General features: G+C 60.9%; 14 protein-coding genes and 1 pseudogene. 8 read left to right on the top strand and 7 right to left on the bottom strand.

Annotated elements, in window-relative coordinates; all coding sequences use genetic code 11:
* Positions 1–37: 37 nt before the first annotated feature.
* The 4 genes from OO258_RS22315 to OO258_RS22300 all read left to right on the top strand — a co-directional run bounded on the left by OO258_RS22315 (position 38) and on the right by OO258_RS22300 (position 2,076).
* The gene (locus OO258_RS22315) at positions 38–358 is read left to right on the top strand and encodes a hypothetical protein (protein ID WP_266032707.1); all 321 of its coding nucleotides are present in this window, start codon (positions 38–40) and stop codon (positions 356–358) included.
* A gap of 109 nt (positions 359–467) precedes the next feature.
* A complete protein-coding gene (locus tag OO258_RS22310) occupies positions 468–1,028 on the top strand; it encodes a Smr/MutS family protein (RefSeq protein ID WP_110747924.1) in 561 nt (186 codons plus the stop codon).
* A 71-nt stretch (positions 1,029–1,099) separates the two neighbouring features.
* Entirely contained in the window at positions 1,100–1,645 is a 546-nt protein-coding gene (folE, locus tag OO258_RS22305; protein WP_110747929.1) for a GTP cyclohydrolase I FolE, read from the top strand.
* Positions 1,646–1,704: 59 nt separating this feature from the next.
* Positions 1,705–2,076: a glutaredoxin family protein gene (locus tag OO258_RS22300; RefSeq protein WP_110747934.1), complete on the top strand. Its 372-nt coding sequence runs from the start codon at positions 1,705–1,707 to the stop codon at positions 2,074–2,076.
* Between the two features lie 139 nt (positions 2,077–2,215).
* Here the strand turns inward: OO258_RS22300 and OO258_RS22295 are convergent, their stop codons facing one another.
* Complete coding sequence (locus tag OO258_RS22295) at positions 2,216–2,818, bottom strand: glutathione S-transferase family protein (RefSeq protein WP_110747939.1); 603 nt, start codon at positions 2,816–2,818, stop codon at positions 2,216–2,218.
* Positions 2,819–2,963: 145 nt separating this feature from the next.
* On the opposite strand from OO258_RS22295, the gene OO258_RS22290 reads away from it, so the two are divergent.
* On the top strand, positions 2,964–4,154 hold the full coding sequence (locus tag OO258_RS22290; protein ID WP_266032702.1) for a benzoate/H(+) symporter BenE family transporter: 1,191 nt from the start codon (positions 2,964–2,966) through the stop codon (positions 4,152–4,154).
* An 85-nt stretch (positions 4,155–4,239) separates the two neighbouring features.
* On the opposite strand, the gene OO258_RS27770 is transcribed toward OO258_RS22290, so the two are convergent.
* The 3 genes and pseudogenes from OO258_RS27770 to OO258_RS22280 form a co-directional block, all read right to left on the bottom strand.
* Entirely contained in the window at positions 4,240–5,103 is an 864-nt protein-coding gene (locus OO258_RS27770; protein WP_416309227.1) for a methyl-accepting chemotaxis protein, read from the bottom strand.
* Positions 5,101–5,628, bottom strand: a pseudogene (locus OO258_RS27765) (HAMP domain-containing protein); the annotation flags it as partial. The pseudogene OO258_RS27765 and the gene OO258_RS27770, both read right to left, overlap by 3 nt.
* Positions 5,629–6,419: 791 nt before the next feature.
* Complete coding sequence (locus OO258_RS22280; RefSeq protein WP_266032694.1) at positions 6,420–7,181, bottom strand: SDR family oxidoreductase; 762 nt, start codon at positions 7,179–7,181, stop codon at positions 6,420–6,422.
* A gap of 181 nt (positions 7,182–7,362) precedes the next feature.
* Here OO258_RS22280 and OO258_RS22275 point away from each other — a divergent pair, with 181 nt between their 5' ends.
* Both OO258_RS22275 and OO258_RS22270 read left to right on the top strand, forming a co-directional pair.
* A complete protein-coding gene (locus OO258_RS22275) occupies positions 7,363–8,364 on the top strand; it encodes an NADP-dependent oxidoreductase (protein ID WP_266032692.1) in 1,002 nt (333 codons plus the stop codon).
* A 458-nt stretch (positions 8,365–8,822) separates the two neighbouring features.
* Entirely contained in the window at positions 8,823–9,656 is an 834-nt protein-coding gene (locus tag OO258_RS22270) for an undecaprenyl-diphosphate phosphatase (protein ID WP_266032689.1), read from the top strand.
* Between the two features lie 54 nt (positions 9,657–9,710).
* On the opposite strand, the gene pyrF is transcribed toward OO258_RS22270, so the two are convergent.
* Entirely contained in the window at positions 9,711–10,412 is a 702-nt protein-coding gene (gene pyrF / locus OO258_RS22265) for an orotidine-5'-phosphate decarboxylase (protein ID WP_010952851.1), read from the bottom strand.
* Positions 10,413–10,593: 181 nt separating this feature from the next.
* Between pyrF and OO258_RS22260 the strand changes: the two genes are divergently transcribed.
* On the top strand, positions 10,594–10,761 hold the full coding sequence (locus OO258_RS22260; protein ID WP_003252762.1) for a DUF2897 family protein: 168 nt from the start codon (positions 10,594–10,596) through the stop codon (positions 10,759–10,761).
* A 118-nt stretch (positions 10,762–10,879) separates the two neighbouring features.
* Here the strand turns inward: OO258_RS22260 and OO258_RS22255 are convergent, their stop codons facing one another.
* A complete protein-coding gene (locus OO258_RS22255) occupies positions 10,880–13,933 on the bottom strand; it encodes an NACHT domain-containing protein (protein ID WP_266032686.1) in 3,054 nt (1,017 codons plus the stop codon).
* A 119-nt stretch (positions 13,934–14,052) separates the two neighbouring features.
* Positions 14,053–14,388 (bottom strand): ComEA family DNA-binding protein, encoded by a 336-nt coding sequence (locus OO258_RS22250; RefSeq protein WP_266032683.1) that lies wholly within the window; start codon positions 14,386–14,388, stop codon positions 14,053–14,055.
* Positions 14,389–15,070: the final 682 nt, after the last annotated feature.

Genomic DNA, 15,070 nt, shown 5'->3' with positions numbered 1-15,070 from the left:
GCAGGTCGAATTCCGGATATCCACAGAGGAGAGCGGAATGAAGCTCAAAGGCAGTTTCGACGCCAAGCGCCTGCGCCCGCGCCAACCGCGTAACTGGGGCGCGCGCCTGGCAGCCGGCCTGTCGGCCCTGCTGGCGACCCTGGGCGTGCTGCTGGCCATGGCCGGCGTCGCCGGGCTGCTGGGCAACTACCCTGCCCTGCAGGAACTCAATGCCAACAAACCGTTGTCCGGCATCCTGACCGTGGCCGGCCTGCTGCTGCTGTGGCTGGGCGTACGTTTCTGGCGGCGCAGCCGCATTCGCCTGCGCCGCGGGCGCGAGCTGAACCTGTCCCCCCACCTGATGAAAAAACACGACTGAAACGCTGCTTGCGCGGTGGTTGTGGGGGTAGGTTCACCCGCGAAAGGGCCAGCACAGGCTGCACACCGCCCCACAGTCGCGTAAACTACGCCGCCCACGTGGAGGCACCATGCAAGACGACGATTTTTCCCTGTTCAAGGCCGAAGTGCGCGGCGTGAAGCCGATCCGCCACGACCGCGCCGAAGTCGGCAAGCCCAAGGCCGACCGCCAGCAGCTGGCCGGCCTGCGCCAGGCCGCGACCGTACGCAGTGACAAGGCCCTGGTCATCGACGGCATGTCCGACCAGTTTGTCATCGACGTGGGCGCCGAAGACGAACTGATGTGGCGCCGCGACGGCGTGCAGGAAACCCAGCTGCGCAAGCTCAAGCTGGGGCAGATCCCGTTCGAAGGCAGCCTCGACCTGCACGGCATGACCGTGGAAAAGGCGCGTGAAACCCTGTGGGACTTCATCGCCGAAGCCACCAAGCTCGAAGTCCGCTGCGTGCGCGTGACCCATGGCAAGGCTGCGCGCCTTGATGGCAAGCGCCCGATGATCAAGAGCCACGTCAACACTTGGCTGCGCCAGCACCCGCAAGTGCTCGGTTTTGCCTCGTGCAGCGCCCGCCACGGCGGCACTGGTGCGGTCTATGTGATGCTCAAGCGAACCATGCTCGAAGGCCGCGACGAGTAACGCCGTGCTTGCAGCGCCGCGCGCAGCGCCGTACCCTTCGTTTTTGCGTTTTTTTCCCCACAGGTAGATCCATGTCCCTGGAACAGAACTACACCGAGATCCTCAGCCAGCTGGGCGAGGACGTCTCCCGTGAGGGCCTGCTCGACACGCCCAAGCGGGCTGCAAAGGCGATGAAGTACCTTTGCCGCGGTTATGAGCAAACCCTGGAAGAAGTCACCAACAACGCGTTGTTCAGCTCTGACAACAGCGAAATGGTACTGGTCCGGGACATCGAGCTGTATTCGATGTGCGAACACCACATGCTGCCGTTCATCGGCAAGGCGCACGTGGCCTACCTGCCCAAGGGCAAGGTACTGGGCCTGTCGAAGGTGGCGCGCATCGTCGACATGTTCGCCCGTCGCCTGCAAATTCAGGAAAACCTAAGCCGCCAGGTGGCCGAGGCGATCCAGCAGGTTACCGGTGCCGCCGGCGTGGCCGTGGTTATCGAAGCCAAGCACATGTGCATGATGATGCGCGGCGTCGAAAAACAGAACTCGACCATGATCACTTCGGTGATGCTGGGTGAGTTCCGCGAAAATGCTGCCACTCGTAGCGAGTTCCTCAGCCTGATCAAGTGATTGGCTGCTGACCCCGAGCCGACCCCTGCGGGTCGGCTTTTGCATTTCAGGAGTTGCCCATGATCGTCAAAGCCCTGCGGGTTGGCCTCGGCCAGCTTATCGTGTTCGGTGACTGGATCAGCCGCCCGGCCAAACGCAAGCGCGACGCCGCCGCCCAGGCCCGCGTCGAGCAAGCGGCCAAGGGCCTGGCGCTGTACCAGTTCCATGCCTGCCCATTCTGCGTCAAGACCCGCCGCACCCTGCACCGCCTGAACGTGCCAGTGGCGCTGCGCGATGCCAAGAACGACCCGCTGCACCGTCAGGCCCTGGAAGAAGGCGGCGGTCGGGTGAAAGTGCCGTGCCTGCGTATCGAAGACGCTGGCAAGGTGACCTGGATGTACGAGTCCAAGGCCATCATTGCTTACCTGGATGAGCGGTTTGCGTCGGCCTGACGGTTTGTAGGCATCCTGTTCTGGCCCTTTCGCGGGTAAACCCGCTCCCACAGGCACCCACAGTATTGAGCCCTGTGGTACCCGTGTGGGAGCGGGTTTACCCGCGAAGAAGCCAGTACAGGCTGAAGATAAACCTGGACTATCCCACCATCGGCACATGCCGGGGGTGGCTGCTGACCCGCTCCAGCCAGGCCCTTACCGCCGGGTACTCTGCCAGGTCGAACCCGCCCTGCTGCGCCACATGGGTGTAGGCGTACAACGCCACATCAGCAATCGAATACTGCTCGCCGACCAGATACGGCGTCATCTGCAACTGCCGCTCCATCACCTTCAGCGCCTTGTAGCCACCCTTGTGCAGCTTGCGGTATTCCTCCAGGCGCTCGTCCGGCAAGCCCAGGTAAAACTGGATGAAGCGCGCCACGGCAATGTAGGGCTCGTGGCTGTACTGCTCGAAGAACTGCCACTGCAACACCTGCGTACGCAGCCGCGGCTCGGCGGGCAGGAACTCGCTCCCATCGGCCAGGTAGTTGAGAATGGCATTGGACTCCCACAGGTAGCTGCCGTCTTCCAGCTCCAGCACCGGTACCTTGCCGTTAGGGTTCATCGCCAGAAACTCGGGCGTTTCGGTTTCACCCTTGAGAATGTCCACCGGGTGCCATTCATACGGCCGGCCCAGCAGGCTGAGCATCAGCTTGACCTTGTAGCAGTTGCCCGACTGGTAGTCGCCATAGACCTTGTACATCGCCCCTCCACTGCCAAGCAGTTTTGCAATTGCGCCCAATAGTTGGTGACTGTACGGCTAAATGCAATGGCCGCTGTATGGCAAGGATCAACCTTGCCCGCTGTAGTCTGAAAAAACTGCTTACACCTTTACAAGGATTTTGTTCATGACCGATGCCACTTCCGCACGCCTGCGGCCCTTGGCAGACACCTCGCCGTCGGCGGTGGTGGCCGGCTTTATCGCCATGCTCACCGGCTACACCAGTTCGCTGGTGCTGATGTTCCAGGCCGGCCAGGCGGCCGGGCTGACCACTGCGCAGATTTCGTCGTGGATCTGGGCGCTGTCGATCGGCATGGCGGTGTGCAGCATCGGCCTGTCCCTGCGTTACCGCACGCCGATCACCATTGCCTGGTCCACCCCCGGCGCTGCCCTGCTGATCACCAGCCTGGGTGGGGTCAGCTACGGCGAGGCCATTGGTGCCTACATTACCTGCGCGGTGCTGGTCCTGGTGTGCGGCCTGACCGGCAGTTTCGAGCGCCTGGTCAAGCGTATTCCGGCCTCGCTGGCCTCGGCACTGCTGGCGGGCATCCTGTTCAAGATCGGTAGCGAAATCTTCGTGGCCGCGCAGCACCGTACCCTGCTGGTACTGGGGATGTTCTTCAGCTACCTGCTGGTCAAACGCCTGTCGCCGCGTTACTGCGTGCTGGCCGCGCTGTTGGTGGGTACGGCGTTGTCCGGTGCGTTGGGCCTGCTGGACTTCAGCGGCTTCCACCTGGAAGTGGCCAAGCCGGTGTGGACCACGCCTAGCTTCTCGCTGGCGGCAACCATCAGTATCGGCATTCCGCTGTTCGTGGTGGCGATGACCTCGCAGAACATGCCCGGCGTGGCCGTGCTGCGCGCTGACGGCTATCAGGTGCCGGCCTCGCCGCTGATTTCGGCTACCGGCTTTGCCTCGCTGCTGCTGGCGCCGTTCGGCTCGCACGGGATCAACCTTGCAGCGATCAGCGCGGCGATCTGCACCGGCCCGCATGCCCATGAAGACCCCGGCAAACGCTACACCGCGGCAGTATGGTGCGGGATTTTCTACGGCATTGCCGGGGTGTTCGGCGCCACGTTGGCGGCACTGTTTGCGGCGTTGCCGAAAGAGCTGGTGCTATCGATTGCGGCATTGGCACTGTTCGGTTCGATCATGAACGGGTTGACCGTGGCCATGAGCGAGGCGCGTGAGCGTGAGGCGGCGGTGATTACCTTTATGGTGACCGCTTCGGGGCTGACCTTGTTCTCGATTGGTTCGGCGTTCTGGGGGATTGTGGCGGGGGTGTTGGCTTTGGTGATTCTGGGGCCGCGTAGGGTATGACGGTAGAGTGGTGTCGAGGGTGAGACCGAGCGCCGCCCGCGCGGCGCGCGATCTCAAAACCAACACACATCCCCCGCCAGGCCACCTAAAGCCTGAAATGCCCCACCATCCCCTTCAGGTCAGTACCCAGTTGCGCCAGTTCGATGCTGGAGCGGGCATTGTCCTGCATCGCCAACGCCGCCTGGTCGGCACTGCCGCGGATCTGCGTGACACTGCGGCTGATCTCTTCCGCCACCGAGCTCTGCTGCTCTGCCGCCGCAGCAATCTGCTGGTTCATCTGCTGAATCAATGACACCGCCGCCGCAATGCTGCCCAGCGCACTTTCGGTCTGCAGCGCATCGGCCACGGCCAGGCGCACCAGCTCGGTACTGCCGCGGATCTGCGCCACCGACTGCTGCGCGTTACCGCGCAGGCTGGCCACGAGGGTTTCGATCTGCTCGGTAGACTGCCGGGTACGCCGGGCCAATGCACGCACCTCGTCGGCCACCACGGCAAAGCCACGCCCCTGCTCGCCAGCGCGGGCGGCTTCGATGGCAGCGTTCAGCGCCAGCAGGTTGGTTTGCTCGGCCACGCTCTTGATCACGGCCAGCACGTCACCAATGGTGTGGATCTCGGCGCTGAGGCTGTCGATGCCCGCACTGGCGGTTTCCGCCGCAGCCGCCAGCTGCTCGATGCGCTGCATGCTCTGGCGTACCACCTGCTGGCCAGCGTCTACCTTGTCATCGGCTGCCTGCGCCGCCTGCGCGGCCTCTTCGGCATTACGCGCCACATCGTGCACAGTGGCAGTCATCTGCTGCATGGCTGTCGCCACCTGCTCGGTTTCTTCTTTCTGGCTGCCAACCTCGCGGTTGGTCTGCTCGGTCACCGTCGACAACGCCTCGGCATTCCCGGCCAACTGCTCGATGCCCTGCTGCAAACCGCTGACAATGCCGGAAAGCCCGGCAGCCATCTGCTGCATGGCCTGCATCAGCTGCCCCACTTCGTCGCGGCGCGGCGCCTGGGCATCAAAGCTCAGCTCGCCAGCAGCAATGCGCTGGGCACGGGCAATCACGTGCTTGAGCGGGCCCACCACCGCACGGGTAATCAGCCAGGCCGCCAGCACACCTGCGACCAGCGCCAGCACCGTGGCCAGGCCGATGGCAACGGCATTGCGCTGCAGTTCACCCTGCAGGGCCTGCTGCTGGCCGAGATAGGCCTGGTCGACCCGCCCGGTGGCTTGTTCGGCGCTGGCTTGCAACTCTGCCTTCAGGCCCTGCTCGCGGGCCAGCTGGTCGGTGTATTCGTTGAGTTTTTCCGAGAAGCTACCAATGTGCCCGGCCACTTCGCCCAGCACGCTCTGGTAGCCGGCATCGCCGACCGCCCCCTGTAGCTGGCCAACCAGGCTGGCAGCTTCGACGGTTTGGGCAATGCGTTCCTGGCTGACGCCGTCCTCGCCCTTGCGGCTTTTCTCCAGGCGTACCCGGGCTTCATCCATGGCTTGCAGCATCAGCCGCGATACCTGGGCCACCTGCGCGGCCTGTTCCAGAAACTCGCCGCCCTGCTGCCCCTGTGACTGCTTGAGCGTGTAAACGCCATCATCGGCCAAACCGGCTTGCAGCACATCAAGGTTGTTGGCCACGCTGGAAACCGACCAGCTGGCCATGTCCAGCGCCAGCTCCTTGGCCTGCACGGCCTCGACAAACGCCTCGAAGGCCTGGCCGTAGGCAGCAAGGTCGGTTTGTGCCGCCGCCAGCGCTGGCAAGCCCTGGGCGCGGTCGACCAAGCCCTGCAGGCCAGTGCGCAAGGCCTCGACCTGCCGGGGGTCGGAGCGCAGGGCAAACGCCTGCTCGTGCTGGCGCAGGCGCAGCAGGTCGGTATTGAACTGGGCCAGCTGACGCAGACCTTCAAAACGCTGACTTACGCTGTGCAGCGCGGCAATGCCAATGGCCGCCACCGCCAGCGTCAGCAGCAGCACCAGGGCAAAGCCCAGGCCGAGTTTGCGGGCCATGCCCAGGTTGGCCAGCACGCCGTGCTTGGTTGCGCCCATCGCCAATTCCCCTTCTGCCTGCCAGGTTATCCCGAAGACCAAGGGTGGCAACGTTGCCAGCCAGTGAACAAGGGGCTGGCGTCAGAATAGTGTCAAATAGCTATGTGCGTGTCGCTATCAGCTTGGCCGAGGTCGCACTGCGTACTGGAGGACGGGCTGGCCGAGGGAATCCTGCCCGTGGGCGACCGTGCCGACCGCGCACGGAGAGGGCGAGCTGCGAAGCCGGCGGCGCGTTCCCCTCAGATTGCCGTCGCGCCACCATCCACCGTCAGGCAATGCCCGGTGGTGAACGCCGCCCCGTCGCTGCACAGGTACAGCACGGCGCTGGCAATTTCCTCAACCTTGCCAATGCGGCCCACCGGGTGCATGGCGGCAGCGAATTCGGCCTTGCGCGGGTCGGCCTGGTAGGCCCGGCGGAACATGTCGGTGTCGATCACCGCCGGGCACACGGCATTTACCCGGATGCCCTTTTTGGCGTACTCGATCGCCGCCGACTTGGTCAGGCCGATCACCGCATGCTTGGAGGCGCTATAAATGCTCATCTTCGGCGCCGCCCCCAGCCCCGCTACCGACGCGGTATTGACGATTGCCCCGCCCCCCTGGGCCATCAGCAATGGCAACTGGTACTTCATGCACAACCAGACACCCTTCACGTTCACGCCCATGATCGCATCGAACTCGGCCTCACTGCCTTCGGCCAGGCGACTCTGCTCGATCTCGATACCCGCGTTGTTGTAGGCGTAGTCCAGCCGGCCATACGCCGCAATCAGCCGCTCGTGCAGCTGGCGCACCTCAGCGTCGCGGGTAACATCACAGGCAATGAACGACGCTTCACCGCCCGCTGCCCGGATCTGCTCCACGGTCGCCTCGCCACCCACCGGGTCAAGGTCGGCCACCACCACTTTCAAGCCCTCGCGGGCGAACGCCAAGGCGGTCGCCCGGCCAATGCCGGCGGCAGCACCGGTAACCAGGGCTACCTGGCCAGAAAAGGTCATGCTCATCGCGTGCTCCAGTGACGGTAGGGTGGGGTGGGGTGCTGAGCATAGTCAGCCGCCGCTTGGCCGGGCAGCATCATCACACCAACGGTTGGGCTACCATGCTTGTCAGTGATGTTAAGGACCTGCCTACATCAACAAGGTAGATTGAACGCCTGACTCCCTCCACTGCCCACAAGGACCCGCCATGACCCAGACCAACCGCCGCTTCCTGCTGGCCAAGCGCCCCGTCGGCGCCGTGCGCCGTGACGACTTCACGTTCGAGCACGTACCTGCCGAACAGCCCGGCGAAGGCCAGGTGCTAGTGCGCAACCTGTACCTGTCACTGGATCCGGCCATGCGCGGCTGGATGAACGAAGGCAAGTCGTACATCCCGCCCGTGGCCCTTGGCCAGGTGATGCGTGCCCTTGGCGTGGGCGAAGTGGTTGCCTCCAACCACCCCGCCTACACGCCGGGCGACCATGTCAGCGGCGCCCTTGGGGTGCAGGACTACTTCACCGGCGAGCCCCAGGGCCTGCACAAGATCGACCCCAACCTGGCACCGCTGCCGCGCTACCTGTCGGCGCTGGGCATGACCGGCATGACTGCCTACTTCGCCCTGCTTGACGTCGGCCAGCCCAAGGCCGGCGACACCGTGGTGGTTTCCGGCGCGGCCGGCGCGGTGGGCAGCATTGTCGGGCAGATTGCCAAGCTCAAGGGCTGCCGCGTGGTCGGCATTGCCGGCGGTGCCGAGAAGTGCCAGTACCTGGTGGACGAACTGGGCTTTGACGGGGTGATCGACTACAAGGCCGAAGACGTGCTGGCCGGCCTGAAGCGCGAATGCCCGAAAGGCGTGGACGTGTACTTCGATAACGTCGGCGGCGACATCCTCGATGCCGTGCTGACCCGCATCAACTTCAAGGCACGCATTGTGATTTGCGGCGCAATCAGCCAGTACAACAACAAGGAAGCGGTGAAAGGCCCCGCCAACTACCTGTCGCTGCTGGTTAACCGCGCGCGCATGGAAGGCTTTGTGGTGATGGATTACACCAAGGACTACGGCAAGGCCGCGCTGGAAATTGCCGGCTGGCTGGCCAGCGGGCAGGTGAAGAGCAAGGAGGATGTGGTGGACGGGCTGGAGACGTTCCCCGAGACGTTGTTGAAGCTGTTCAGTGGGGAGAACTTTGGCAAGTTGGTGTTGAAGGTTTGATTGGGGGGTGGGTTTGAGGGTGCATGCCTTGCGAGGTGTGACGCCTGTGAGACCGAGCGCCGCCCGCGCGGCGCATCGCGAGCTGCGCTCGCTCCTACGCTTGTTTCGGGCCAGTTATTTCTGGGGGATTTGCGCGCGTACGCCTGGGCGCATGGCGCGATATTGCGTCGTACAAACAAGGCGGTCGCGCGCGCCTGTCACAGGCGTGACTGGCCCGAAAAAAACGTAGGAGCGAGCGCAGCTCGCGATGCGCCGCGCGGGCGGCGCTCGATTTACGCACCACCTCAAACCCCAAGACGGCACCTGGTAGCCTTGATCCCATTTCCCGACGCGCACATCCAACCCTTGCTCTGGTAGCATCCGGCGCGCATCAACATCTTCTTCGCCGGCTCATCCGGCAATCATCGGTAAATCAATAACATGGGCCTTGCAAGCAGCAAAGGTCTAACGGGGGATTAATGGACTTATGGACTGCCTTCCAGGCAATCATCCTGGGAGTAGTTGAAGGGCTCACGGAGTTTCTGCCAATCTCCAGTACCGGGCACCAGATCATCGTTGCCGACTTGATAGATTTCGGCGGTGAACGCGCGATGGCGTTCAACATCATCATCCAGTTGGCGGCGATCCTGGCAGTAGTGTGGGAGTTTCGCGGCAAGATACTGGAAGTGGTGTTCGGCCTGACCAGCCAGCCCACTGCACGGCGCTTCACGGGCAACCTGCTGTTGGCGTTCCTGCCGGCGGTGGTGCTGGGCGTGCTGTTCGCCGACCTGATCCACCACTACCTGTTCAACCCGATCACCGTGGCAACCGCCTTGGTGGTTGGCGGGGTAATCATGCTCTGGGCCGAACGCCGCACCCACCGCGTGGCGGTCGACCACGTTGATGACATGCGCTGGACCCATGCCTTGAAGATCGGCTTCGTCCAATGCCTGGCGATGATCCCAGGCACATCGCGTTCCGGGTCCACCATCATCGGCGGCCTGCTGTTCGGCCTGTCGCGCAAAGCGGCCACCGAGTTCTCGTTCTTCCTGGCGATGCCGACCATGGTCGGCGCAGCAGTGTATTCGGGTTACAAGTACCGTGACCTGTTCCAACCCGGCGACCTGCCGGTATTCGCCATCGGCTTCGTGACCTCGTTCATCTGCGCCATGATCGCCGTACGTGCGCTGCTCAAGTTCATCGCCAACCACAGCTACGCGACGTTCGCCTGGTATCGCATCGCCTTCGGTCTATTCATCCTGGCTACCTGGCAGTTCGGCTGGATCGACTGGTCGACAGCTCAGGGCTCATAGCACGACACAAAAATGAAACAGGGCTGCATCCGCAGCCCTTTTCATTGGTCAGGTTCAGCCGCGTATTTCAGCGACGACCGCAGCCAGCGCTTGCGCCGGGTCCGCCGCCTGGCTGATCGGACGGCCGATCACCAGGTAGTCCGAACCGGCATCCAGTGCCTGGCGCGGGGTGAGGATACGGCGCTGGTCATCCTGCGCACTGCCCGCGGGGCGAATACCCGGGGTCACCAGCTGCAGCGATGGGTGCGCCGCCTTCAGTGCCGGGGCTTCCAGCGCCGAACACACCAAACCGTCCATGCCAGCCTTCTCGGCCAGTGCCGCCAAACGCAGCACCTGCTCTTGCGGGTCAACATCCAGGCCGATACCGGCCAGGTCTTCGCGCTCCATGCTGGTCAAGACCGTCACGCCAATCAGCAACGGCTGCGGGCCGCTGCGCTTGGCCAACTCTTCACGGCAGGCCGCCATCATGCGCAGGCCACCGGAGCAATGCACGTTGACCATCCACACACCCATCTCGGCTGCAGCCTTCACGGCCATGGCGGTGGTATTGGGGATGTCGTGGAACTTGAGGTCCAGGAACACTTCGAAACCCTTGTCGCACAGGGTTTCGACAATACCCGAAGCGCTGCTGGTGAACAGCTCCTTGCCCACCTTTACCCGGCACAGCGCAGGGTCAAGCTGGTCAGCCAGCTTCAGGGCGGCCTCACGGGTAGGGAAATCCAGGGCGACGATCAGGGGCGTCTGGCAGGCGGACATGGCAGGGTCTCTTTGCAAGTCGAAAACGGCGCGCATTGTAAACGATGTGACGCAGGCTTTGGGGCCCGCGGGTCACGGAATTGGCCCGGCACGGGCTGGCTCCTATAATTGAACCATTGGAATGGGCAATTGCTCAAAATTCATACAAGCGCCGCCCATCACCCCGTAAAGGAGAACGACAATGCCCTGGTATGCCTGGCTGATCCTCATCATAGCCCTCGGCTCCATCGTCGGAGGCTTGATGATGCTGCGCGACACGGCAAAAAAACTGCCGCTGACTGAAGAGCAATTGCGCAAGGTGCATGAGCGCAATGCGGAGGCGGATGCCAAGGATGCGCAGGACCGGTAATGATTACTGCAGCACGCCGCTTGGAGTGCTCATTAAGCCAAGGTGCCGGCGACTCACCGGCACTTGGAGTAGGGTGCGACCACGGTTTGACGTTAATGGTCAGCCCGTGACATCGGATTCATCGATCCAGTCCCAACCACCGTTCCTCTAGTCGCGCCAAGGCAGTAATGGGTTGGCCTTGCCCCACTGCTAACTTGAAGTCTCCAGGCCATTCGCCCGCGACGCCAACACGCTCCACCTCCAGACGGCGGATGTATTGCAAACGCCCGTAATCCGTAAGAAGTTCCCCCATTACGCGGGCAATTTCCGAGCGCACAACCTGGGCAGCAAGTACTTGTTTTGCAACCATTTTTCGGTCACTCAACATCAGCCAGCCCTGTTTGCCCAAGCGGGCAAGGTTAATCGCAGCTATTAGCGACATCCCTACACCGACTGCCGCAAAAATGTATTTTTCGTACGCGGCAAGCCAGTAAATCGCCAGGCCAACCAGCGCGGCAATCACAGCTATGAAGCCAACTGCGACGCATACGAAAATCCAAAAGTCTCTTTGAGCGACCTGACGTATCAGGGAGCGTACGGCACGGGTGACAGAAAAGTAGTCGAGCACCAGAACCGACAAAGCCAGACATATCATAAGGTAGTCTAATGGATGATCCGAGCACAAAGAATACAAACAGGCTGGCGACGCTTTATTCACCGGGGTTAATCCAAGAACACTCATAAGCGCCATGACTAGCAATACGATGAATATTATATTTCTTGTCACGAACGGCAAGCTTGCCCAGTACCCGGACCGGAACAAAGACCTGACAATACCTGCGCCATATTTTTCTCCGGCACTTGGGTCAGAAGTGCGAATGATGGTGCCGAGGTCCGCGATTGAAGATATTCGGCCTGCCAGGCAAATGGCCAACGCGTATACGACTGAAGAAGCAAAAACCATAGGTGAAAGCACAAACAACACGGTGGCGGCAACGACCGATACCTGTAGGTTGATGACCCTCCTCCGGGCAATTGCATGTACCCCCTTCAACGCCTCCGACAACGATAAGCCAAGCAGGATACCCTTGCGCGCACGCCAGAACCTCAGATCGGGTATGGCGAACAGATAAGATACGATCACCTTCTCCAGTTCCGGCGCTACACGTGGCAGATGTCGACACGCCCTGAAGGCAGTCTCTTGCAACCAATCATTGCCGCCGGTAAGGGCCAGTGAAAGCATGGGTACTGTTTTGGTCTCGGGCAACAAGCCGGTCGCTTCCAGGCAGATTTTGGCCAGAATCAGGTTGTCACCGCGCTCGACGTGTTCACCGACAAATTGGTGTAACTCAGCCTCAAAAGACTTCACCGCGGCACGTCTGGAACAAAAAGCATCAACCAGGAAACGCAAGCAGTGAATTGCACGCATCCGCTGCGTTTCCACATCGAAGCTAGCTTTGATGTCATACCAACACAATTGGGCGATCCGCTCAGCTTCGTCGGGCTCGCAGATTTGTGCATAGAGCACCAAGGCGTCGCGCCCTCTCGAGTCTGTAGGAATATCTGAAATCGGCGCTTCGTCCGGATTTTCAAGCAACCTTCGGGTTACGAAGTATTCAAGAAAGCGCCGGTGAACAAATGCGAAAGACTGCTCATCGCCCGTAGTAACCCTGGCAATCCGAATGCCCCGCAAGGTAGCGAGCACGACTTCGACCTTTTCTGACGCGAAGTGGCTGCTGATATCCTTTACAGGTGCTTCGAGGCCATACGAAGAAGTAGAGAATACAAACCAGGCGATTTCTGTAGCAAGGCTCATGAACTCGGCGATGGTTACACCCGCCTCTTCGAGCCGTTGTTCGCGCCGCTTAAGCCGTTTTAAAATGTAGCCCTCATAGATCTGCGCCTGATTGTCCGGCAGACCAGCGTTGTCTTTGACCCAGTCGCCAAGCAACGCCATCATGAATGGGTTGCGAACCAGTGGGACGAGATCACGACGTTCACTGAAAAGCTTCACGCCCTTATCCCGTGTGAAGCTGGCAAACCGCGACAAGCCATTCAGCACACTGGCCTCGGAAAGCGGGCGAATTTCCAGGACTTTTTGCGCAAGGAATGACTGCGTAGGACGGCGAAATACGCGAGAAGCCAAAATGCCTTTGGATTCTGGGCGATCCGATATGAATCTGGAAATCACCCGCGACAACGCATCTACCACTTCTTCATCCTGACCCGTGTCGAGCAACTCGGAAATTTCGTCGAATGAGTCGAAAATGAAGAACAACCTGCCCGAGTGCCACAGCCGCACGAAGTAGTCGTTCACGAACCCTTCGAGAAAGTCGTCGTCTTTGGTGATTCTCGCCAGTACAAAGGCCTTCAGATCGCGAAAATCGAAGCTGACCCGCCCGTTGTCATCCACGCGCTTCGGTACCCATTCCCTCAGGTTGATATAGATGGGGATGCGGTTCGTGGCACTCACCTCATCCATCATATCCAGGGCAAGTTTGCGCAACGCCACACTTTTGCCAGCCCCTGGCACCCCCAGCAGCAAGAATGACTGCAGCTTTTTGTCGACCTGAATCGCCTCCTGTAGGTCCAGCACTTTCTTGCGGGTCGCGACGCCGTGGCTGGATAGTACTTCCACCTCTGCTTCCAGCTCCGCATAGTATTCTGGGTTCCAATTGCTTTGCCTATCGAGTGTGACGAGGTCATTGCGCAGAATCGAACAGAACGCCTTCAGCTTTTTCTCAAAGTTTTCCTCGGGAAAGTCGTCTTTCAGTGGGGATGAATCGCTCCCTGCGATCGTCTTGTCACGCGTAAAAAAGAACACCGTCAGTACGACAAGATAGAAAAACACCAGCACCGAAATTGGCGTCGTCACATCAAAGTTGAGATTTTTGACCCATTCCGGCAACCATTCAGGCTGCCGAGAGGCCACCACTGAGGCAACCGCCGAACCCAGTGCAGTCGCCCAACCACCTACGCTTGCAGTCAACGCGATCGCGCCAAGCAAGCAGGCCATGCGAATTTTGTTGATACCGTAGCCTGGGGGCATTACCAACGGCCGAAGGAGCCATATCAGGATGCTAATGAAAATGGCCAAGCCTATGGCTAACGTGCCTGATGCAAAAACCGCCGTGCATACGACGACAATGGATATAACCAGGATCCAGATGACAAATTTATGGCTCTGCGACATCAGAGGTAAGCGTCCTATGCTTGTGGGTCAGTAATCGGACGCGACTATACCGGTGGCCGCGGCGTTGGTCACTTCGCGCAGCCAGGGGCCAGATTATTAGTAATCCGGCCCCTCCCCTGTTACTCCACCATCACCTTTTCCCGGTTACGCTCCAGCAGTGCGTTCCCAATCCCCTTGATCTCCAGCAACTCATCCACCGAAGCAAACGGCCCATTGGCCTCGCGGTAAGCGACGATGGCCTCGGCCTTAGCCTTGCCTATCCCATTCAGCTCCTTCTGCAAAGTCAGCGCATCCGCTTTGTTCAGATCCAGCCGCGGCGCCTCCGCTGCAGGCGCCTGGGCCACTATCGGCACCGGTTCGACCACGGCAGTGGTGCTGGCAGGCGCCGCGCTAAGGGAGAACGACAGGCTGGCGAACAGCGGCAGCAGCAGGTACGACAGAACGTTGTTGCGCATGGGTGAACACTCCTTGGGTTGGTCGTTTTTCAGCAGCCGGTTTCCCTCGGCTGCGTCATCAACCCTAGCGGGGAAACCCTCAGTAAAAAAGCCACCATGTGCGGGCAACGGTAACCAAATAAGTACATAAACATGACAACATCGATGACCCAAAATCTTTGAACATCGGACTTCCCGAGGACCAGCCTGTTGATAATCGCGCCCCAGGATATGGCCGGCAGGATTTCTCCGAACCGCCAATCGTCTATTCACGCCCACGGCCGTCCACATTCCCACATCCCTTGCCGAATATGTCGCAGGTCGAGATTGGGGTTGGGCTGACAGGCGCATGCCTTGGAATGTTTGTCGTTTGTGAGATCGAGCGCCGCCCGCGCGGCGCATCGCGAGCTGCGCTCGCTCCTACGTTTTTTTCGGGCCAATTATTCCTGGGGCATTTGCGCGCGAACGCCTTGGCGCATGGCGCGATATCACGTCGTACAAACAAGGCGGTCGCGCGCGCCTGTCACAGGCGTTACTGGCCCGAAACAAACGTAGATACTCTGTTGGCGGTCAAGCTTTTTTGAGGTGCTCAGCGCTGAACAGCTTGGCCGTATCAAAGGGCTCATCGCCACGCATGCATGCCCAGGCACCTGTCAGGTATTTACGCATGACGGCGGCGATAGCCTGCATTTTCTTCTTCCCT

It is taken from the genome of Pseudomonas sp. DCB_BI (assembly GCF_026240995.1).
Lineage (GTDB): Bacteria > Pseudomonadota > Gammaproteobacteria > Pseudomonadales > Pseudomonadaceae > Aquipseudomonas.
This window is presented reverse-complemented; position numbering and strand designations above follow the sequence as displayed.

What these genes read in the sequence shown, in the direction of transcription:
- OO258_RS22315 (WP_266032707.1), top strand. Translation starts at nt 38, where the DNA reads ATGAAGCTCAAAGGCAGTTTCGACGCCAAGCGCCTGCGCCCGCGCCAA.
- OO258_RS22310 (WP_110747924.1), top strand. Translation starts at nt 468, where the DNA reads ATGCAAGACGACGATTTTTCCCTGTTCAAGGCCGAAGTGCGCGGCGTG.
- folE (WP_110747929.1), top strand. Translation starts at nt 1,100, where the DNA reads ATGTCCCTGGAACAGAACTACACCGAGATCCTCAGCCAGCTGGGCGAG.
- OO258_RS22300 (WP_110747934.1), top strand. Translation starts at nt 1,705, where the DNA reads ATGATCGTCAAAGCCCTGCGGGTTGGCCTCGGCCAGCTTATCGTGTTC.
- OO258_RS22295 (WP_110747939.1), bottom strand. Translation starts at nt 2,818, where the DNA reads ATGTACAAGGTCTATGGCGACTACCAGTCGGGCAACTGCTACAAGGTC.
- OO258_RS22290 (WP_266032702.1), top strand. Translation starts at nt 2,964, where the DNA reads ATGACCGATGCCACTTCCGCACGCCTGCGGCCCTTGGCAGACACCTCG.
- OO258_RS27770 (WP_416309227.1), bottom strand. Translation starts at nt 5,103, where the DNA reads ATGGCTGCCGGGCTTTCCGGCATTGTCAGCGGTTTGCAGCAGGGCATC.
- OO258_RS22280 (WP_266032694.1), bottom strand. Translation starts at nt 7,181, where the DNA reads ATGAGCATGACCTTTTCTGGCCAGGTAGCCCTGGTTACCGGTGCTGCC.
- OO258_RS22275 (WP_266032692.1), top strand. Translation starts at nt 7,363, where the DNA reads ATGACCCAGACCAACCGCCGCTTCCTGCTGGCCAAGCGCCCCGTCGGC.
- OO258_RS22270 (WP_266032689.1), top strand. Translation starts at nt 8,823, where the DNA reads ATGGACTTATGGACTGCCTTCCAGGCAATCATCCTGGGAGTAGTTGAA.
- pyrF (WP_010952851.1), bottom strand. Translation starts at nt 10,412, where the DNA reads ATGTCCGCCTGCCAGACGCCCCTGATCGTCGCCCTGGATTTCCCTACC.
- OO258_RS22260 (WP_003252762.1), top strand. Translation starts at nt 10,594, where the DNA reads ATGCCCTGGTATGCCTGGCTGATCCTCATCATAGCCCTCGGCTCCATC.
- OO258_RS22255 (WP_266032686.1), bottom strand. Translation starts at nt 13,933, where the DNA reads ATGTCGCAGAGCCATAAATTTGTCATCTGGATCCTGGTTATATCCATT.
- OO258_RS22250 (WP_266032683.1), bottom strand. Translation starts at nt 14,388, where the DNA reads ATGCGCAACAACGTTCTGTCGTACCTGCTGCTGCCGCTGTTCGCCAGC.